Origin of the sequence: Burkholderia sp. HI2761, assembly GCF_002223355.1 — a bacterium.
In the GTDB taxonomy this organism is placed as follows: Bacteria; Pseudomonadota; Gammaproteobacteria; order Burkholderiales; family Burkholderiaceae; genus Burkholderia.
Window position 1 is genome coordinate 2,520,370 of the sequence record NZ_NKFN01000007.1, and the last position, 20,631, is coordinate 2,541,000.

15 protein-coding genes are annotated in these 20,631 nt (G+C 67.1%); 7 read left to right on the forward strand and 8 right to left on the reverse strand.

Features of this window, described 5'->3' with window-relative positions:
* Window positions 1-111 precede the first annotated feature (111 nt).
* Entirely contained in the window at window positions 112-6,051 is a 5,940-nt protein-coding gene (locus CFB46_RS29025) for an autotransporter domain-containing protein (protein ID WP_089502124.1), read from the reverse strand.
* A 492-nt stretch (window positions 6,052-6,543) separates the two neighbouring features.
* Between CFB46_RS29025 and CFB46_RS36110 the strand changes: the two genes are divergently transcribed.
* Window positions 6,544-6,687, forward strand: coding sequence for a hypothetical protein (locus CFB46_RS36110; protein ID WP_179235129.1), 144 nt, complete (start codon window positions 6,544-6,546; stop codon window positions 6,685-6,687).
* A gap of 69 nt (window positions 6,688-6,756) precedes the next feature.
* Here the strand turns inward: CFB46_RS36110 and CFB46_RS29030 are convergent, their stop codons facing one another.
* Together CFB46_RS29030 and CFB46_RS29035 are read right to left on the reverse strand one after the other, a co-directional pair.
* Window positions 6,757-7,416 carry a YdcF family protein gene (locus tag CFB46_RS29030; protein WP_089502125.1) on the reverse strand — a complete coding sequence of 220 codons (660 nt, stop codon included), beginning with the start codon at window positions 7,414-7,416 and terminating at the stop codon, window positions 6,757-6,759.
* Between the two features lie 220 nt (window positions 7,417-7,636).
* Complete coding sequence (locus tag CFB46_RS29035; protein WP_027781186.1) at window positions 7,637-8,671, reverse strand: rod shape-determining protein; 1,035 nt, start codon at window positions 8,669-8,671, stop codon at window positions 7,637-7,639.
* Between the two features lie 271 nt (window positions 8,672-8,942).
* Between CFB46_RS29035 and CFB46_RS29040 the strand changes: the two genes are divergently transcribed.
* On the forward strand, window positions 8,943-11,345 hold the full coding sequence (locus CFB46_RS29040) for a patatin-like phospholipase family protein (protein WP_089502409.1): 2,403 nt from the start codon (window positions 8,943-8,945) through the stop codon (window positions 11,343-11,345).
* Window positions 11,346-11,447: 102 nt separating this feature from the next.
* Here CFB46_RS29040 and CFB46_RS29045 read toward each other — a convergent pair whose 3' ends face one another.
* Together CFB46_RS29045 and CFB46_RS29050 are read right to left on the reverse strand one after the other, a co-directional pair.
* Window positions 11,448-12,578, reverse strand: a complete 1,131-nt coding sequence (locus CFB46_RS29045; protein WP_089502126.1) for an ATP-binding protein — start codon at window positions 12,576-12,578, stop codon at window positions 11,448-11,450.
* 64 nt (window positions 12,579-12,642) lie between these two features.
* A complete protein-coding gene (locus CFB46_RS29050) occupies window positions 12,643-13,353 on the reverse strand; it encodes a response regulator (RefSeq protein ID WP_089502127.1) in 711 nt (236 codons plus the stop codon).
* Between the two features lie 218 nt (window positions 13,354-13,571).
* Here CFB46_RS29050 and CFB46_RS29055 point away from each other — a divergent pair, with 218 nt between their 5' ends.
* Window positions 13,572-14,486, forward strand: a complete 915-nt coding sequence (locus CFB46_RS29055) for a glutaminase (protein ID WP_089502128.1) — start codon at window positions 13,572-13,574, stop codon at window positions 14,484-14,486.
* A gap of 110 nt (window positions 14,487-14,596) precedes the next feature.
* Here the strand turns inward: CFB46_RS29055 and CFB46_RS29060 are convergent, their stop codons facing one another.
* Window positions 14,597-14,968 (reverse strand): DoxX family protein, encoded by a 372-nt coding sequence (locus CFB46_RS29060; protein ID WP_089502129.1) that lies wholly within the window; start codon window positions 14,966-14,968, stop codon window positions 14,597-14,599.
* 140 nt (window positions 14,969-15,108) lie between these two features.
* Window positions 15,109-15,981, reverse strand: coding sequence for an NmrA family NAD(P)-binding protein (locus tag CFB46_RS29065; protein ID WP_089502130.1), 873 nt, complete (start codon window positions 15,979-15,981; stop codon window positions 15,109-15,111).
* A 257-nt stretch (window positions 15,982-16,238) separates the two neighbouring features.
* Between CFB46_RS29065 and CFB46_RS29070 the strand changes: the two genes are divergently transcribed.
* The 3 genes from CFB46_RS29070 to CFB46_RS29080 all read left to right on the forward strand — a co-directional run bounded on the left by CFB46_RS29070 (window position 16,239) and on the right by CFB46_RS29080 (window position 19,096).
* On the forward strand, window positions 16,239-16,658 hold the full coding sequence (locus CFB46_RS29070; RefSeq protein WP_089502131.1) for a winged helix-turn-helix transcriptional regulator: 420 nt from the start codon (window positions 16,239-16,241) through the stop codon (window positions 16,656-16,658).
* A gap of 156 nt (window positions 16,659-16,814) precedes the next feature.
* Complete coding sequence (locus CFB46_RS29075; RefSeq protein ID WP_089502410.1) at window positions 16,815-17,453, forward strand: isochorismatase family cysteine hydrolase; 639 nt, start codon at window positions 16,815-16,817, stop codon at window positions 17,451-17,453.
* 119 nt (window positions 17,454-17,572) lie between these two features.
* Window positions 17,573-19,096 (forward strand): FAD-dependent monooxygenase, encoded by a 1,524-nt coding sequence (locus CFB46_RS29080; RefSeq protein WP_089502132.1) that lies wholly within the window; start codon window positions 17,573-17,575, stop codon window positions 19,094-19,096.
* A 156-nt stretch (window positions 19,097-19,252) separates the two neighbouring features.
* On the opposite strand, the gene CFB46_RS29085 is transcribed toward CFB46_RS29080, so the two are convergent.
* A complete protein-coding gene (locus CFB46_RS29085) occupies window positions 19,253-19,984 on the reverse strand; it encodes a ribonuclease T2 (RefSeq protein ID WP_027781197.1) in 732 nt (243 codons plus the stop codon).
* A 35-nt stretch (window positions 19,985-20,019) separates the two neighbouring features.
* On the opposite strand from CFB46_RS29085, the gene CFB46_RS29090 reads away from it, so the two are divergent.
* Entirely contained in the window at window positions 20,020-20,604 is a 585-nt protein-coding gene (locus tag CFB46_RS29090; RefSeq protein WP_227789538.1) for an OsmC family protein, read from the forward strand.
* Window positions 20,605-20,631: the final 27 nt, after the last annotated feature.

The window sequence follows — 20,631 nt, forward strand, 5'->3', positions numbered from 1 at the left end:
TTTCGCACAGGATAGGCCAGAACGGCGTACGTGCGCAGCGCCGAAACGGCCGCGACGCCATGCGACGTTGCTTCGTCGCATGGCGTCGCTTACGGGCACGTCAGTTGCCGGTCAGAATTTCCACAGGATGTTGCCGAGGATCGCGTTGTCGCGCACGCCGCTGCCATACTGGCCGCTGTACGTGAGGCCGAGCGTCAGGCGCTTCGTGATGTTCGCGTCGATGCCGGCTTCGAGCACCGCGCTGTCGCGAGCAATCGGCACGCCCGACACCTGGAACGACGTGCCGCCGTTCGCGAACGTGAACGCCGACGACGGCCGCACGTTGCCGAACGCATGCCGCCAGCCGACCGTGCCGCGCGCGGTGAACGTGCCGCTCGCGATCGAACCGAGCTGCGACGCCGCGCGCAGGCCGAGCGTCGAGAAGCCGACGTGGGTCGTCTCGCCGCCGGCGCGCAGCGCAGCCGCGCCGCCGGTTTCCGTATAGCCGTCGGTATGCAGGTTCATATACGCAAGGCCCGCGAACGGCTCGATCGCGACCGGGCCGACCGGCAGCGCGTAGCCGACTTCGCCGAACACCTGCGCCGAATGCGCGTTGTAGCCGGCCGAGTCGTGATCGGAGAAGCCCGCGAAGCCCGGATAGCGGTCGCTGTTGATGCGATACCACGTGTACGACGCGCCGCCGCGCACGCCGAGCGCGCCATACTGCGCGCCGCCGTACAGCGACAGGTAGTAGCTGTTCACCGCTGCCGACGAACTCTGGTCGTTGTCGAGCGAGCTGTGCGTGACGCCCGCGGCCAGACCCGCACGCCACTTGTCGTTGAGCGCCATGTCGGCGCCGGCGATGAAGCCCGTCATGCTGCGCTTGATCGTCGACGCGTTGCCGTCGCCGGCGAGGCGACTGCGGCCGCCGAACGCCTGCCCCCAGACGACCGGCTGATAAGGCGTCCCGCCGTAGCACCCTTCGCGCGAACCGATCCGGCGTTCCGGCGGCAGCGTCGGGTCGGTCACGCCGGCCGTGTTGTCGCCGCACAGCGCGGCGCCGCCCGACGACAATGCCGCGAGCGGGCCCGATCCGGGCGCGAGGCCCTGACGAACGCGATCGGTCACCGCGTCGCGCACATAGCGGCTGTCGAGCAGCAGCATGCTCTTCAGGCTCGCCTGCAGTTCGCCATCGAGCAGCCCGTACGCGCGGCGCGCGGTGGGCGCGTCGGTCGTCAGCACCGCGTCGTACAGCGGATTGCCGGTGCCGAGCCCGCCGAGCGCGGTCGCGACCGAGCGCTGGTTCGGCGTCGTCGCGACGTCGGGCAGCGACGTGCCGTTCTGGACCAGTTGCAGGTACACGTGATCCGGATCGTAGGTGAGCTTCGGCATCAGGAACGCGTAGTTCGCGTTCACCTGGGCGAATGCTCCCTGCACGCCCGACGACGCAGTAAGGATCGTGTAGGTCGTGCTCGGCTGGTAGCTGCCCTGGTTCGCGAACACCTGCACGGTGCCGCCATTGAGCATCGCCGTGCCGCTCGCCGCGAGGCTGCCGCTTTGCTGCGGCGTGGCGGCGACCTGGAACGTCGAACCCGGCTGGAACGTGACGTTGCCGGCCACGTTCAGCGACGCGCCCGGCTGCGTGGCGGCGGCCGTCGCGCCGCCCTGCACCACGAGGCCGCCGATCGTGCCGGTGCCCGTCAGCGTCGCGCCGTTCTGCACGGTGACGGTCGACTGGCCGAGCGAACCGTTGACGGCGAGCGTGCCCGCGCTGACGGAGGTCGGGCCGCTCAGCGTGCTCGTGCCGGTCAGCGTGAGTTGTCCGCTGCCGGCCTGGGTGAGCGAACCCGTGCCGGACAGCACGCTCGCGATCGTCACATTGCCCGATTGATCGACGATCAGCGCACCGTTGTCGACGACGTTGCCAGCCACGCTGCCCGACGTGCCGCCGTTGCCGAGTTGCAGCGCGCCGCCGGCTGCGATCGTGGTGCCGCCCGTGTACGTGTTGTCGCCGGTCAGCACCTGCGTGCCGCTCGCCACCGTCACACCGCCCGAGCCACCGATCGTGCCGCCGAACGTACTGCTGCCGCTGCCGTTCAGCGCCAGCGCATTCGCGCCGAGATTCACGTTCGTGCCGGCCGCACCCGACAGCGCACCGACCGTTTGCGTGCCGGTCGTACCGCTCACGTCGAACGTCGCACCGGCGCCCGCGAGATTCACCGCGCCCGTCGCCGCGAGACTGCCGCCGGCGCCGAGTGCGAGTGTGCTGCCGCCGTTGATCGTCGTGCCGCCCGTGTACGTGTTCGCGCCCGTCAGCGTCTGCGTGCCGGTGCCCGCCAGCGTCACGCCGCCCGTCCCGCCGATCGTGCCGCCGAACGTACCGTTGGTGGCGCCATTCAGCGTCAGCGCATTCGCGCCGAGATTCACGTTCGTGCCGGCCGCACCCGACAGCGCACCGACCGTTTGCGTGCCGGTCGCACCGCTCACGTCGAACGTCGCACCGGTGCCCGCGAGATTCACCGCGCCCGTCGACGCGAGACTGCCGCCGGCGCCGAGTGCGAGCGTGCTGCCGCCGTTGATCGTCGTGCCGCCCGTGTACGTGTTCGCGCCCGTCAGCGTTTGCGTGCCCGTGCCGGCAACCGTCACACCGCCCGCCCCGCCGATCGTGCCGCCGAAGGTGTTGTTGCCGCTGCCGTTCAGCGTCAGCGCATTCGCGCCGAGATTCACGTTCGTGCCGGCCGCGCCGGTCAGCGTGCCGAGCGTCTGGGCGCCCGTCGCACCGCTCAGATTGAACGTCGCGCCCGTGCCCGCGAGATTCACGGCGCTCCCCGACGCAAGGCTGCCGCCCGCGCCGAGCGCGAGTGTGCTGCCGCCATTGATCGTCGTGCCGCCCGTGTACGTGTTCGCGCCCGTCAGCGTCTGCGTGCCCGTGCCGGCAACCGTCACGCCGCCCGCCCCGCCGATCGTGCCGCCGAACGTACCGTTGGTGGCGCCATTCAGCGTCAACGCATTCGTGCCGAGATTCACGTTCGTGCCGGCCGCACCGGTCAGCGTGCCGATGGTCTGCGCGCCCGTCGCACCGGCCAGATCCAGCGTCGCGCCGGCGCCCGCGAGGTTCATCGCGCCGGTCGACGCGAGGCTGCCGCCCGTGCCGAGCGCCAGCGTCCCGGCGTTGATCGTCGTGCCGCCCGTGTAGGTACTCGCGCCGGTCAGCGTGGTGGTGGCCGCGCCGTCCTTCACGAGGCTGCCCGCGCCGGAAATCGCGCCGCCCAGCGTGAGACTGTTGCTGCCGCCCAGCGTCAGTGCGGCACCCGTGCCGAGATTGACCGCATTGCCGACCGACAAGGCCGCATTCGTATCGAGCGTCGCCGTGCCGCCGACGTTCAGCGCGCCAGTGCCGAGCGCGCCGTTGTTGCCGAGCACCAGGCTGCCGCTATCGAGGTTCGTACCGCCGGTGTAGGTATTGGCGCCGTTCAGCGTCTGCGTGCCGGTACCCGACAACGTGAGACTGCCGGTGCCGCCGATTACTCCGCCGAACGTGCCGCTGGCCGTACCGCCCAGCGTCAGCGCGTTGGCGCCGAGATTCACGCTCGTTCCCGCGACACCCGACAGTGCGCCAAGGGTTTGCCCGCCCGTCGCACCGGCCAGATCCAGCGTCGCGCCGGCGCCCGCAAGGTTCATCGTGCCCGTCGATGCAAGGCTGCCGCCCGCGCCGAGCGCGAGCGTGCCGGCATTGATCGTCGTGCCGCCCGTGTACGTGTTCGTCCCCGTCAGCGTCGTCGTCGCCGCGCCGTTCTTCACGAGGCTGCCCGCGCCGGCAATCGCGCCGCCCAGCGTGAGGCTGTTGCTGCCGCCCAGCGTGAGGGCAGCGCCCGTGCCGAGGTTGACCGCATTGCCGACGGACAAGGCCGCATTCGTATCGAGCGTCGCCGCCCCGCCGACGGTCAGCGCGCCGGTACCCAATGCCGAGCCGTTGCCGAGCACCAGTCCGCCGGCGTTCAGCGTCGTGCCGCCCGCATAGTTGTTCGCGCCCGACAGCGTGAGCGTCGCCGCGCCGTCCTTCACGAGACCGCCTCCGCCGGAAATCACGCCGCCGAGGCCGAGATCGGTGCTGCCGCCAAGCGTCAGCGTGGTACCCGTCGCGAGGTTGACGCCATTTGCCAGGGACACGTTGGCGGTAGCGTCGAGCGTCGACGAGCCGTTCACGTTCACCACGCCGATGCCGAGCGACGCATTGCTGCCGACGACGAGGTTGCCGCCGTTCAGGTTGGTGCCGCCCGTGTACACGTTCGTGCCCGTCAGCGATTGCGTGCCAGTACCCGACAGCGTCACGCTGCCGGCCCCCCCGATCGTACCGGCATAGGTCGCATTGCCGGTGCCGTCGAGCGTCAGCGAATTCGCGCCGAGGTTCACGTTCGTGCCGGCCGCGCCGGCCAGCGAGCCGATCGTCCGCCCGCCCGATGCGGCGCTCACGTCGAACGTTGCGCCCGCACCGGTCAGGTTGACCGTGCCGGCGGCCGACAGACTGCCGGCCCCACTCAGCGCGAGCGTGCCGCTATTGATGGTCGTGTCGCCCGTATACGTGTTCACGCCGCTCAGCGTCATGGTCGCCGCGCCGTTCTTCGTGAGGCCGCCGCTTCCGTTGATCGCGCCGGTCAGCCCGAGATTGCTGCCGCCGCCGATCGTCAGCGTCGAGCCGGTGGCGAGATTGACCGTGTTGCCGAGCGTCACGTTCGTGCTCGCGTCGAGCGCCGCCGACGCATTGACGTTCAGCGTACCCGTGCCGAGCGCCGAATTGTTGCCGACCACCAGGCCGCCGGCGTTGAGGTTCGTGCCGCCCGTGTAGCTGTTCGCGCCGGACAGCGTCAGCGTGCCGCCGTCGTTCTTCGTCAGCACGCCGCCGCCCGACACCGTGCCGGAGAGCGTCAGCCCGGTCGCGCCCTGCACCGTCAGGCCACCCGTGCCGAGCGACACGTCGTTGGAGACGTTGAGCCCCGCCACGCCCGCCTGCAACGCGCCGCCGTTGCCCGTGACGGTGCCGGTGCCGAGCGACGCGTTGTCGTTGATGATCGCCACGCCGCCGCTGAGCGTTGCGTCCTGCGCCGTGGACGCACCGTTGATGGTCCAGTTTCCGCTCGCGACGTCGAGGTGATTGAAGTTGATGTAGTTGTTGACCGCGATCGTGCCGTTCGCCGCGGCGCCCTGCTGCAGGTTGAGCGTGTTGTTGCCGCCCGCGCCGCCGTCGACGACGCCGGTTGCCGCCACGCCGAGCGTGATCGGGCCGACCGTGATGTTGAATGCACCACCGGTGCCGCCGGCCGTGTTGACCGACGAGCCCGTCACGGCATTGAACGTATTCGTGCTGTTCGCCCCCATCGACACGCCGCCGTTGATCGTGCCCGAGTTGGTGAACGTATTGCCCTGTCCGGGCGTGCCGTTCGTGCTGAACGACACGCGACCGGTAATCGTTCCGCTGTTCGACATGTTGACCGTGCCGCCGCCGTATGCGGCGACCACCGGCGCATCGGCGCCGACGAGGGTCGCGCCGGATAGTGCCGTGGAGCCGATCGAACCGGTGTTCGTAATGGTCGACGTGCCGCCCGTGCCGTTTTGAACCGACAGCGCCATGCCCGTCACGCCGGCGATCGCCACGCCGGTCGAGCCGTTCATCGTGCCGTTGTTGGTCACGGTCGCCGTGCTCGCCGACGCGTTGCCGACTACCGTGCCGCTCGACAGGATGCCGAGCCCCGAGCCGAGCAGCGCCGGGTCGATCGTGCCGTTGTTGGTCAACGTCGTGCCGCTGCCGGTCAGCGACATCGCCGTGCCGCCGACACCGAGCAGCACGCCGACGCTGGCGCCGGGGTTGACCGTCACGTTCAGGTTGTTGGCGCTGTTCGAATAACTGGGTGCCAGCGGGTTCGCGACGCCGGAACAGGTCACCGTGGTGCCCGCCGTGCTGCAGGTCGCATAGGCGGGAACGATGCCCGCGCCCGACAACGCCAGAAACACGCCCGTGGGCAACAGCAGTCTCGGAAACGGCTCACCCGCTTTTTTCGAACGCGCAATATTCATGCTGTCCCTCGTTATTGATTTCGGCCCTGGTATTGGTATCGCGGCCGCACCGCATGGCACGCAGTAGAAAATCACGGACAAAAGCGTCCGCTCCGATAATCGCGACGCGATATCGGTTTATTCACGGATGAAGTTTTGATCGACCCGGGAATACGGTCGAAACTAGTCGAATGACATGATGGCGGCCCCTGGTTTTTGCAGCGACTTTCTGGTTGATTCGATTACTGCCCTGCTTTTATCAGACAAGGCTATATCAAACGCAAACCGTTTTCCAGTCGATGTTTACCTATCGGATCAAGCGTCGACGAACATGTACTTTTTACCCGCCAGGGAGCTCCGGGTACGACACCCCGCACGTTTTTCGCCGGCTTATTTTGATTTTTCGCAAAGATATCGGACACGACGCATCCGTGAAAACGCCGATATATATGGTTTTGATTCAATACAGACGGATTTTGCAGCGCAATATTTTTACCGCGACGAATCGTCAATATGGATAATCAGCATCCGCTTAATAAACGAACCGAATTGTTGAGCTTCCAGGGAAATTATTTTGATTTTTCGCCGCGCAAGGGATTTTCAACACGAATCGTTATCGTTTATCCGGTGTCGATGGCGTTCGCGCAGTCGGCATGAGACGACGGGAACCCGGAGAAAACAACGAAACCACGCATGCCGAAAGCGCGCGCTCCCGAGGTCACCACATCACGAAAACAGGCTCATCAGATAAAGCATCGGCCGAAACGAGACCGGTCGCGCATCGGGATTCGCCCACAGACGCACCGCATAGACGACATAGGCCGGCACCTCGCGCCAACTCGAATAGACATCGCGCAGTTGAAAGCGGCGCGGGTACGCGGCGGAGATGTTCTCCCGCGCAATGCCGACACGCTCGAACGCGAGGCGCGCCCGCGCGAGATGGTAGTACTGGCTGACGATCAGCACGCGCGACAGGCGATGCGCGTGCAGGTAGGCAAGCGTGTGTCGGGCGGTCGCGAGCGTGTTGTCGCCCTGGTCGTCGACGGCGATCCGGTCGGCCGGCACGCCGCGCGCCACGAGGTAGTCGCGCATGGCCGTCGCCTCGTTCAGCCCGGGGCCGTCGATCGCGCCGCTGACCAGAAACGCCGGGCACTGCCCCGTGCGGTAGCAGCGCACGCCGACGTCGAGCCGGGCCGCGAGCACGGGCTTCGGCGCGCCGGTGTCGTCGAGCGCGTTGCCGAAGATCACGGCGACGTCGGCCGGTTCGCTCGGCATCCGCATCCCGTATCCGACGAGCGCGACGGCGGCGGCGCCCCAGATGCACGCGACGACGGCCAGCAGGCGGCCCGTTCGGGTCGCAAAGCCCCGTTTGGTGTGGTCTTTCAAGGTTTTCGGTCTCTCAGGTCGTCGGGCGTATCGGCTGGCCCGGCCCCGCATGGGCGCGTAACGCTAGCATGGCGCGCTCGCGCGTGTCCACGCGGCGGACCGATGCCGGGCTGCTACCGGCCTTTCGGCACGATGACCGACAGTGCGCGCCCGGGTAAGCGGGCCGGCAATACGGAGATCGAAAGAATGCGAATGGCCGCGCCGCGCGGCCCGGACCGATTCAATCGGCCGGGCACATCGCGAGCCGCCCCATCGCCTCGCCGGCGCCGCGCACCGCGCAGGTGGCCGGCTCGTCGGCGACCCGTGCGACCAGCCCGGTCTCGTCGTACAGCAGGCGTTCGAGATCGGCGAGCAGCGCGCCGCCGCCGGTGAGCACCACGCCGCGATTCGCGATATCGGTCACGAGTTCGGCCGGCGCGTTTTCCAGCACCGACTTCACCGCGCCGATCACCTGCTTGAGCGGCGCGGCCAGTGCGTCCGCGACGTCGTGATTGGACAGCTCGACCGAACGCGGCAGGCCGTCGCCGATGCTGCGGCCGACGGCGCGGGTCGACGTGCGCGGCACCGCGCTGGTGGCCGAGCCGATCGTCTTCTTCACGTGCTCCGCCGTCTGCTCGCCGAGCAGCACGCCGTACAGGTTGCGGACATGGTTGACGATCGCCGCGTCGAACTGGCTGCCGCCGACGCGAATCGCCTCGCGGTACACGATGCCGCCGAGCGCGATGACGGCGACTTCGGTCGTCCCGCCGCCGATGTCGATGACCATCGAGCCGACCGGCTCAGTCACCGGCAAACCCGCGCCGAGCCCGGCCGCGAGCGATTCCTCGATCAGCTCGACCTCCGATACGCCGGCCGCGAACGCGGCCTCGCGGATCGCGCGGCGCTCGACGGCCGTCGCGTCGGACGGCACGCACAACGTGACCTCGACGCGGCGGCCGAAGCGCGAGCGGGTGCGCGACATGTCGATGAAGCTGCGGATCATCTGTTCGGCCGCGTGCGCGTCCGCGATCACGCCGTGCCGCATGGGCCGCACGGATTCGAGATGCCCCGGTTCGCGGCCGAGCAACGCCTTCGCGAGCTCGCCGACGGCCTCGAGAATCGGCCGCGCGTCGCTTGCGCCGCCCTTGCGGAAGCAGACGACCGACGGCTGGTTCAGCACCACGCCGCGTTCGTGCGTATAGATCCGCGTACTTGCCGTTCCCGGGTCGATCGCAACGGGTTGCGAAAACAACTTTCCGAACAGCGGTGTCGACATATCAAACCTTTGTGAGGGAACGGGCCGGGACAGCCGCGCCGCACTTTTTGCCGCGCGTCCATGCCGCCCCATCACGAGCTTAGCGGCAAATCGTTCCGATACTTTAGGCAATTCCCGTGATTTTTTCGCGACGAAATTGCCGAACGTGGCGTTTCGGGCACGTCCGGCTACGCAACGGCCTCTCGCGTTGGGCCTGTAAAACACGGTAATCTCTCGGTCTTGCCTGCTCCCGGCAGGCCTCAGACGCACGATCACGCCAGGTATGTTCACCATGACAGCGACCGTTTTCTTCCGCTGGGCGCCGGTGCGCCCGCTCTGCACGGCGCTCGTTGCCTTCTGGTGCTGCACGGTCGCCGCCCAACCGCTGCCGGCCACCGAATCCGCCGCTGCCCGGACCGTTGCCGCTGCCGCCAACGCCGCAGCTGCCGCCGCACCCGCCGCGTCGACGCACACCTGCACGGCCGACGGCGGCCCGGCCGGCCGCCCGTCGATCGGCCTCGTGCTGTCCGGCGGCGGCGCGCGCGGCTACGCACACCTCGGTGTCCTGAAAGTGCTGGAGGACAACCGGATTCCGATCGACTGCATCGCGGGCACCAGCATGGGCGCCGTGGTCGGCGGCCTGTACGCGAGCGGGATGGCGGCCGACGAGATGCAAAAGCGGCTGTCGGAAGTCAATCTGGCGGATATCGCGTTCGACGTGACGGACCGCGCGGACCTGCCGCAAACCAGCCGGGAAGACGAACGCCTGTACATCAACGGGCTGACGCTCGGCTTCGGCAAGAAAGGCGTCAAGGCGCCGGTCGGCCTCGTCCAGGGCAATCGGCTGCAGGCGCTGCTCGCGAACTGGACGGCCGCCGTGCCGACCAACCAGCCGTTCGACCTCCTGCCAATCCCGTACCGCGCGGTCGCGACCGACCTGCAGACGGGCCAGATGGTCGTGCTCGACCACGGCTCGCTGCCGCTCGCGATTCGCGCGAGCATGGCGATGCCGGGCCTGTTCGCGCCGGCCGAGATCAACGGGCACGCGCTGGTGGACGGCGGGCTCGTCAGCAACCTGCCCGTCGACACCGCCCGGCAGATGGGCGCGAACATCGTGATCGCCGTCGACATCGGCTCGCAACTGCGCCCGCTCGACGCGCTCGCGTCGCCTGCCGACGTGATGCAGCAGATGGTCGGCATCCTGATCCGCCAGAACGTGACCGCGCAGCGCAAGCAGCTCGACGCGCAGGACGTGCTGCTCACGCCGAACCTCGGCTCGCTCGCGTTCACCGATTTCCAGAACGCGAAGCAGGCGATTGCCGCCGGCGAGGTCGCCGCGACCGCGGCGCTGCCGAAGCTGCGGCGTTTCGCGCTCACGCCGGAACAGTACGCGGCCTACCGGTCCGCGCACGCGCAGCCGCTGCCGCCGCCGATCCGGATCACGCGCATCGACATCAAGACCAGCGGCGGCGTGCCGAAGCGCGTCGTCAGCAACGCGCTGCATGTGAAACCCGGCGACATCTACGATCCGAAGACCGTCAGCCAGGATCTGCTCGGGCTCACGACGGGCGGCAACTTCGAGAGCGTCACGCAGCAGATCGTGAGCCGCGGCGACGACAACGTGCTCGAGATCGACGCGCGCGAGAAGTACTGGGGGCCCAACTTCCTGCTGTTCGGGCTCGGCATGTCGAGCAGTTCGACCGACGAAGGCGGTTTCCGCCTGCACGTCGGCTACCGGCGGCCGTGGCTCACCGAATCGGGGCTCGAATTCCGCGCGGACACGACGATCGGGAGCGACCTGCAGTCGGCCCGCGTCGAATTGCGCCAGCCGCTGTCGTCCGCGTACGGTGTGTACCTGTCGCCGTACGCGGAATACCAGCGTCGCTATGCGAACCTGTACGACGACTCCGGCGACGTGAAGATCACGCAGTACCTGATGCAGACGGCACGGGCGGGAATCGATCTGGGCCTGCCGATCGCGCGGCTCGGCGATTTCCGGATCGGCCTCGGTTACGTGACCGGGCACGGCTCGCCGACCTACAACTTGCCGTTCGACAACGGCAGCGGCCAGACGCTGCTGTGGCCGAGCTTCACGTCCCAGGCGCTGATCGCGCGGGCACGGTTCGTGATCGATCAGCTCGACGATCCGATGTTCCCGCGCAAGGGTTATTTCGGCGAACTGCGAATCGAACGCTCGCTCGTGTCGCGCAACGGCGGCTCGGCACAGGCATTCGACGACGGGATCAACAACGCGCCCTATACCGAGATCTACGGCAAGGCGATGATCGCGCAGCAGTTCGGCCGGCACAGCGTCAGCGCGACGATCGAAGGCGGCAAGAGCATCGGCGGCACCAACCTGATCAACGCGTTCAACTTCACGCTCGGCGGCTTCCAGCATCTGTCCGCCTATGCGGCCGATCAGCTGAACGGCAACGAGCTGGCGTACGGGCAGGTCACGTACATGAACCAGTTGATGACGTTCAACGCATCGCCGATCAAGGCGCTGTCGGTGGGCGCCAGCGCGGAAGTCGGCAACGTCTGGTCCAGCGGCCAGCAGATCGGCGGCGGCGCGCTCAAGCAGAGCTACACGTTCTTCACGAGCCTGTCGACCGCGTTCGGGCCCGTCTACATCGGCGTGGCGCTCGCGCCCGGCGGCCGACGCAACTTCTACCTGCAGCTCGGCCGCACCTACTGAGCATGCGCGGATGCCGCTTCGGCGGCATCCGTGGCGTCGGTGCGCTCGCCGGCAGCCTTCGTCGTCACGATTGCCGCGGATCGGTCCTCGCGCAGCGTAGCCCTAGACCGGCCAACTGATCTCGAAGCGCGCGCCGCCGAGCTCGACCGGATCGACGACCGCGATCCGGCCGTTGTGCGCGTGGAGCACCTGCCGCGTGATCGACAGGCCGAGCCCGTAGCCGCCGGTGCGACGGTCGAGGCGCACGAACGCGTCGAAGATCCGTTCGCGCTCGCCCTCGGGCACGCCGGGGCCGTCGTCCTCGACGAAGATCTCGATGTTGCCGTGCACGAGCGAGATTCCGACAACGATCCGCGATTTCGCGTACTTGCTCGCGTTGCGCAACAGGTTGCGCATCGCATACGACATCAGCCGCCGGTCCATCTTCACGCGCAAATCCGCCCCGATCGCGATACGCGACTCGATCGCACGGTCCGGATACAGCAGTTGCGCGTCGTTCACCTGGTGCTCGAACCACGCGACCGGCGCGGTCATCTCGATGTTCGACTGCAGCGAGCTGTATTCGAGCCGGGCATACGTGAGGCTCATGTCGATCAGCTCCTCGAGCTCGGTCACGTCCTGCGCGATGCTCTCGAGCGCGCCCTGGTATTCGGCCGCCGAACCCGGTTCGCGCAGCATTTCGAGCGCGAAACGCACGCGCGCGAGCGGCGTGCGCAGTTCGTGCGAGATCCCGTTCGTCAGATCGCGCTGCGCGGCGATCAGCCGCTCCATGCGCATCGCGAGCGCATTCAGCGTGCGCGCGAGCGGGCCGATGATCACGCTGTGCGATTCGCGCGCGCGCGTGTTGAAACGCCCGCCGGTGAAGTCGATCGCGCGCTCGCGCACCATCACCAGATCCGACCAGACCGGCCGCATCCACCGGTACGCGGCGAGCGCGGGCGCCGTAAACACGAACGCCAGCACGATCCAGATGTCGCCCGGCAGCGAGTCGAACGCATGCCACACGACCTGCGGCGACAATTCGACGCACAGCGCGAGCGCGGGCACCAGCGCGGTCAGCAGGACGAGGCCGAGCAGATGCAGGTAGGTGCGCACGTACAGGCGCGACCAGCTCGGAATGCGGTCGGCGCGCGTGTCGGTCCATGCGCGACGGAAATGCAGCCAGCGCCATTTGACGTAGCGCAGCGTCGGCAGCGGTGGTGCATCGGGGTGCGAACGGGTGGGTCGGATCATCGCGGCTCCCGGCCGGCGGGCGGAATGCCCACGCGGAACGTGACGGCGTCGCGCGACGGCGGCGTCATTCCCACGCGTGCTTGCTGAATTGATAACCCTTGCTGCGGATCGTCTTGATCCGCTGCGGGTTGCTCGCGTCGTCGCGCAGCTTGCGGCGCAGCTTCGAGATGCGCCCGTCGATCGTGCGGTCGAGACCGTCGAATTCGACGCCGCGCAGTTGCAGCATCAGATCGTCGCGGCTGACGACTTCGCCCGCATGGCACACGAGCGCCCACAGCAGGTCGAATTCGGCCGACGTCAGGTCGGGCGTGCTGCCGTCGGGCAGCATGACGGTACGGTCGGTGCGGTCGATCGAGAACTTGCCGAACGCGTAGCGCTCCGGCTGCGGCGCGGTGCTCTCGGCCGCTCGCGCCGGCGCCCGGCGCAGTTGCGCCTTGATCCGCGCGAGCAGGATGCGCGGCTCGACCGGCTTGTGCACGTAGTCGTCCGCGCCGAATTCGAGGCCGAGCAACTCGTCGAACGGCTCGTCGCGCGCCGTCACCATGATGATCACGCCGTCGTACTGCTTGCGCGCCTCGCGGCAGATTTCGAAGCCGTCCTTGCCAGGCAGGTTCACGTCGAGGATGACGAGATCGGGGCGAATGGACAGGATCGCCGGCACCGCGGCGTCACCATGCAGCACGGTATCGACTTCATAGTCGTTCTTGCGCAGGTAGCTGGCGATCAGCGTGGACAAGCGGGTGTCGTCTTCGACGAGCAGGATGCGAAAAGACATGGGCGGCGGTCGAGTCATCGGGGAAGCCGCGGCGGCGCCGGCCGGTGCCGGACGCCGGCCCTCGGCCGAAACGTACCGCATGATACTGCGCCCGCTGCTCGCCCGTTTGCCGGTCTTGAAAATAAGGGCGCGATTCCGGCCGCGCTTGACGAATCGGCGCCGGGACGGTTCCATACGGGCTCGCCGGAATCCGGCCATGCCTTTACCTGCCTGACGTGATGAATTACCAGACGACCCTCGAACGCATCCACACCGAACTCGTCCCCTGGATTGGCCAGGGACGGGTGGCCGACTACATTCCCGAACTCGCGAAAGTGCCCGCCGACAAGTTCGGGATGGCCGTCGTGACGCTCGGCGGAAACGTTTACACGGTCGGCGACGCGCACGAGCGCTTCTCGATCCAGAGCATCTCGAAACTGTTCGCGTGCACGCTCGCGTTCCAGTTGCTGGGCGACGCGCTGTGGGAACGGGTCGGCCGCGAGCCGTCCGGCACCGCGTTCAATTCGCTGGTCCAGCTCGAAAGCGAGCGCGGCAAGCCGCGCAATCCGTTCATCAACGCGGGCGCACTGGTCGTCACCGACGTGCTGTGCCGCCGCTTCGTGAAGGCCGAGACGGCGCTCGTCGAATTCGTGCGGCGGCTGATCGGCGCGAACGACATCGACTACGACTCGCGCGTCGCGCTGTCGGAGTTGCAGCACGCGGAGCGCAACCGCGCGATGGCGCACTTCATGGCGAGCTTCGGCAACATGCAGATGCCGCCCGATACGGTGATCGACGCGTATTGCCGCCAGTGCGCGATCACGATGAACTGCGTCGAGCTCGCCGGCGCCGCGCTGTTTCTTGCGAACGGCGGCGTCGCGCCGGCGACCGGCGAGCGGATCATCGATTCGAGTTCCGCGAAGCGGCTGTCGGCGCTGATGCTGACCTGCGGCACCTATGATGCGGCCGGCGATTTCGTGTACCGGGTCGGGCTGCCGGCGAAGAGCGGCGTCGGCGGCGGGATCGTCGCGGTGCTGCCGGGGGAGATGGCGGTATGCGTGTGGGCGCCGGGGCTGGATGCGAACGGGAATTCGTTGGCGGGGACGCTGGCGTTGGAGTGGTTGACGACTTATACGGGAAGGTCGATTTTTTGAGGGGGCGAAGTCAGGCATGCCTCATCTGGCGCAACGCGATTTGAAACCTACAACCGGATTCCCAACAGCACCTTCAGCATGCTTTCAAGCGTTTGACGGCCGCATAAAACTCAGGCTCTTGCCACGGAACCGACGGCGAGCCGCTTGCGCCAGGTGATCCAGCCGACCCCACTCGATAGTATCGCCGCGACGAGCGGCGCCACGCCATGTCCGTATTCGCCGTGGAACGCGACGGTCGCGAGCGCAGCCAGCATCACGGCACAGCCGAGCGCCGAACCCCACAGTCGCGTCCTCGTTCGCGCCAGCAGGATGGCGGTCGTGAGTTCCAGCGCGCCGGTGACGAAATGGAACCCCGGCGGATATCCCCACTTCAGGTATTCGTCGATGATGGATCGCGGGGCAACGATGTTGCTGAGCGATCCCGCGACGAAAAAAGCCGCCAGCAACAACGGCAATACTTGGTGCCACGATATCCTGGACATTCGTTCTTGCTCCTTGTCTGATCCGCGTGCCGCCGTAAACCAGTGTGGCTGGCTCGTCGACGAGCCAGCCAATCACCGCTGACTGCCGCGGCTCGAAAAAGGCGGCCTACGCGCCCCGCTCTCGATGTGACTGCCCCGGTTCAAGTGTTGGCGGCCTTGTAGGCTGCCGCAAAGACGTCGCGAGGAAGCGTCGTGCCCCCGACGTGCTCCGTCCCGTCGACACCGAGGTCCATCCATCCCTCGTTGACGGCATCGAACATCGCTTCGGCCGGCCCGGTCTGGCCCTTCGGGATGCCGAACCGTTCGAATGCTGCCGGCCACTCGGCCCGGGGGATGGCGAAGGCCTTGACGTCGCGCTGCATGATTTCGCCCAGTTGGGCCGCGACCTGATCCGCGCTGAACATCGAGCCAAGCTCGACGACGCGATGCCCTGACCACGCCGGCCCGGTCAGCAGCGTCGCCACCTCGGCACCGATGTCGTCGGTCGCGACCATGGTCGATTTCCGGCTCGTCGGGTTGTAGTAGACAGGCAGCGTGCCGCCTTGGGCGACGTGCAAGCCGTAAAGGAAGTTTTCGAAAAAACCGCCGGCTCGCACATAGGCAATCGGCAATGTCAGGTCGCGAAGCCCTTGCTCCAGAAGTGCCAGGGCCGTGATCATTCCCAACCCGCTGGTTCTGTCCGCCCCCATCGACGAGAGTGCGACCACCCGCGGCGGCGGTGCCTTGGTCAGCGCGTCGACATAGTTCGCGATCACACCCCTTGCTTCGCTGAAATCCGGCGACGGAGCCCAGACACCGGGCAGCATGACAAATGCACCTTCCACCCCTTCGAGCGCCCGCGCGACTGCGTCCGCGTCGTTCCAGTCGCCTTCGATCAGTTCCACGCCTTGATCCGCCCAGTGCATCGCCTTGTCGCGATTCCGGACCAGCGCACGGACTTTCTTGGCTCGCGCCAACAGGTGTCGGGCCGTTGCGCCGCCGACGCGTCCTGTTATTCCTGTTACCAAAAACATAGGTTTCTCCTGAAATCAGTATTGCCTTCGAGCATCGATAACTGACACTCGACCCAGGTAAAAGCCGCGGCAGCGCCTTCGATCCATGGCGAGCCGGGTGTCCGCCGGCACCTGAATATCGAAAGCGGGAAACAGGGGCCGGTATGAGAACTTCTCGAGGTACGGTCTAAGTTCGAGGGCAGGCCTATCATAGAGACCTGCGCCTCGCACCGTAAGGAGGCAGTTTTTTGTTACCAGAAGAGTTGAAGGGAACCCGAATGAGCGCTGCAGAGAATGCAATCGAAAGATTCGGCCGATATCAACGTCAGTCACGCGACGCCCAGTTCGCCCACTGTGCGGTTCGCGACGTGCTCGACCGAATCGGCGACAAATGGAGCATGCTCATGATCATGGAGTTGGCGACGCGATCGCAGCGCTTCGGCGAGCTTCGCCGATCCCTCCCCGACATTTCCAAGCGCATGCTGACGCAGACACTCCGCAATCTGGAGCGTGACGGACTCGTCACACGTCACGTTTTTCCCACCAAGCCGCCAAGCGTCGAATATCGTCTGGCTCCGCTCGGTCGATCGCTGCTGGACCCGATGGCGGCCCTCGTCGATTGGGCCGATCGAAGTTATGCCGACATCCATGCCGCACGCACGCGCTTTGACGGCGCACTCGCGGATGTCCCGCGCTAGATGCGCCACGAGGCCATACCAACTTGTTGAAACGCGGCACTGCCTCGAATGCCGGATGACTGGCGCGCGCCGTTTGCCGGATTCTTCTACTATCTGTCGCGCAAGCCCGATAAGGCAGCACCGAAAAATTGCCCGAGCTTTTGGAGAACGTCGTTCATGAACGAGGAAAACGCATCGGATATCGACATGGCAACCCGCTCGCCCGCCAATGACGACAACGTGCACGCTCAGCCTTTCCCCATCGCGCCATCAAAAACCGCGCTGCTCGTCATGCATTACCAGACCGACATCCTCGGCCTGTTCCCGTCGGTCGCGCCCGAGCTGCTCGCCAATACGCGCCGTCTCTGCGACGCGGCACGCGCCGCCGGCATCGGCGTCTGGTTCGCGAATCTCCGCTTCAGCCCCGGCTATCCGGAAGTCAGCCCGCGCAACAAGAATGGCCAGGGCATCAAGCAGCTCGGCCTGTTCATCGACGACGCCCCGTGCCCCGAACTGGCCAGGCAGCCCGACGAACCGCTGATCATCGCCCACCGCGCAAGCGTATTCTTCGGCACCGATCTGCAGGCGCGGCTCGTCGCACAACGCGTCGATACGCTGATCATGGTCGGCATCGCATCGACCGGCGTGATGCTGTCGTCGATCGCCCACGCGAGCGACGCCGATTTCCGCCTCTACACGGTCAAGGATTGCTGCTACGACCCGGACCCGGTGGTCCACGAGCATCTGTTCGCCACCGCGTTCGAATCACGTACGACGGTGCTGTCGCTCGCCGATGCGCTTCGGCTGCTGGCGTAACAAATCTCGTCAATGGAACGACATTCCATTATTTCCCCGAAGAGAGCGCAATACCGGCGCGTACCGCCCTCTCGATCACACCGGGCCGCCCTGGCCTGAAACCGAGCCCCCGATCCCCGATGAATCTGCCCGTGACCCATGATGTCGTGATTGCCGGAGCCGGCCCTGTCGGCCTGTTTCTCGCGTGCGAGCTGCGCGTTGCCGGCGTCTCCGTGCTGGTGGTCGAACAGGCGGACGAGCCGGAATCCCCGCTGAAGCATCTCCCGTTCGGCATGCGCGGCCTGTCGGCGCCGACGATCGACGCGCTCTACCGTCGCGGCTTGCTCGACGGCATCGCGCTGGCGCCTCATGCAAAGGACACCGCGCACTGGATGCGCCAGGCGCGTCGTCCGGCCGGCCATTTCGCCGGCATTCAGTTCTTCCACGACGACGTCGATGCGTCGCAGTGGCCGTACCATCTGCCCGGCCCGGCCGGCACGCACATGGCGACCGACATGGCGCGGGTCGAATCCGTGCTGACCGCCCGTGCGCACGCAACGGGCGTCGAAATCCGCCGCGGCCTTGCCGTCGAGGGCTTCGATCAGTCGGACGATGGCGTCACGCTGTACGCGGGCGGCGAGACATTGCGCGCACGCTGGCTCGTCGGCTGCGACGGCGGCCGCAGCGCGGTCCGCAAGGCCGGCGGCTTCGCGTTCACCGGCACCGACGCCGAGTTCACCGGCTACTCGATCGAAGCCGAGTTCGCCGATCCGGGCGCGCTGCTGCCGGGCCGTCACCACACGGCGGCCGGGATGTACACGTACACGCCGCCCGGAACCGTCGCGCTGGTCGACTTCGACGGCAGCGCATTCCACCGGAGCGGGCCGGTGACGCTCGAGCATGCGCAGGCCGTCCTGCGCCGCGTGTCCGGCACCGCCGTCACGTTGACCGCGCTCCGGCTCGCGGCCACGTGGACCGATCGCGCGTACCAGGCATCGACGTACCGCAACGGCCGCGTGCTGCTCGCGGGCGATGCCGCGCACATCCACTCGCCGCTCGGCGGCCAGGGGCTCAATCTCGGGCTCGGCGATGCGATGAATCTCGGCTGGAAGCTGGCCGCGACGATCCGCGGCGACGCGCCGGACGGGCTGCTCGACAGCTACACGGACGAACGGCATCCGGTGGGCGCACGCGTGCTCGACTGGTCGCGTGCGCAGGTCGCGCTGATGCGGCCGTCCCCGAGTTCGCGCGCGCTCGCGGCGATCATTCGCGATCTCGTCGACACGCGCGACGGCGCGACGTACTTCGCCGAACGCTTGTGGGGCGTGTCGCTCGCGTACGATCTCGGCGGCGGCCATCCGCTCGTGGGCCACGGCGTTCCCGACTTCGAACTGGCCGACGGCACGCGGCTCGGCGAACACGCCAGGCACGGCAAGGGCGTGCTGCTGGACTTCGATGCGAATCCATCGCTTCGGGCACTGGCAAACCGTTGGCGCGACCGGATCGCCTATATCGCGAGCGATGCGAAAGACCGGCTCGGACTGCGTGCGGTGCTGGTGCGCCCCGACGGCTTCGTCGCATGGGCCTGCGATGACGATGCGGACATCGACGCAGCCACGCATGCGGCCACTCGGTGGTTCGGCGTGCCGTCCGCGACGCGTTGAGCGCAGCCGCGTGACGCAGGAAGCGGTCGTGTGTTGCCGACCGACGAACCTGCATGCGTGCCATCAACGGCATGCCCGAATGCCCATGCCGTCTGTCCTGGCGCGGCCCTGACCGCCGGCGACGTGCGCGATGTCGCGCACGTCAGCCGCCTTCCCTCACTTCGCGATGAACACACCCGACGTCGGGCACGTGCCCTGCGTATTGCCGTCCGTCACGAGCGACGCCGCGCTCGGAAACTGCGCGGTCGCATTCGTCTTCACCGCGATCCACGCTTCGGTGAAGTAGCTCACGCCGTTCGTCTTCGTGCACTTCAGCGACACCGCGCTGCGCGTGTTGCTGCCGAACGCGCCTTCGAACGCCGACAGCAACTGGTTACGCGTGACCGTCTTGCCCGCGTTCGCTTGCAGGAATGCGTTGAACGACGTGTTGCCCAACCGGCTGATCATGCCCGACGCCTGGTTCCAATAAGCATCGGGCGTCGCCGAATTCGAACACGTGCCGTGCTTGAACCACTCGTGCTTGTCGAGACACGATGCGACGCCCGGCATGTACGTCGACAGCGTGTTGCGGGTCGCGCTGCTGATCGGGTATGCGTCCATGCTGCACCACTGGTGCGCGTTGTCGAGATCGATGTCGTTCTGGGGCACGCCGCAGTAGAACGGCTGATTGCCGTCGTAACGGTTCGGCCACATCCCGTGCAGCGACAGGCTCGTCGCCGCATACGAGCCGGCGAGGTTCGTGCATTCCGGTGTGTCGTGCGACGCGCAGAAGCCGGGCTCCCACGATGCGGCGAGCAACAGGTAGTCGTAGCTGGTCTGCGCGGCGGCGTGCAGTGAAACGGAAGCGACGGCGAGTGCGGCAGCGGCGCGGGCGAGCGTCTTGAGCATGGCGTGTTTCCTCGGAAAGGGCTTGCGGTCGCGGAATGCGCCGCAAGGTTGTCGAATGTCTGCCCGCGATTGTTGCTGCCGGAACATGGCACGAATGTGAAGGTGGACGAAAGAATTCGCGGGGCGCCGCCGACGCTGTTACAGCGGGTACCGGTACCGGTGATTGCCTTCCTTCGCGTGCGACGCCGGCATACGCTGTCGTCACTTTCATCCTGCAACGGAGCATTCTCATGGTGACGGCCACGCGGCTGGGCAAACCGTACTGCGTCGAGATCGGGAACGGGCGCAGCCTCGTGCGCTCGGACACGCACAAGGAAGGCATCGGCGGCGACGCCGGCATGCGGCCGCATGAACTGCTCGAAGGCGCGCTCGCGGCCTGCGTCTGCATGTCGGTCGACCTGGCCGCGGAGCGGGCGGGCATGACGCTGCCGACGTGTAGGGTCGACGTCGCCATCGAACGCCTCGATCGCGAAACCGGTTTCGACATCACGGTGCGCTTCGCGGCGCCGCTGTCGCAAGCGCAGCAAATACTCGTCAGCAACGCGGTAAAAGCCTCGCCGGTCGCCCGCACCCTCGGCAAGCCGATACGGATCGGCCCGGCCACGATCGAGCATGATTGAGCTTACCGCCACGGACGTTACACTGCC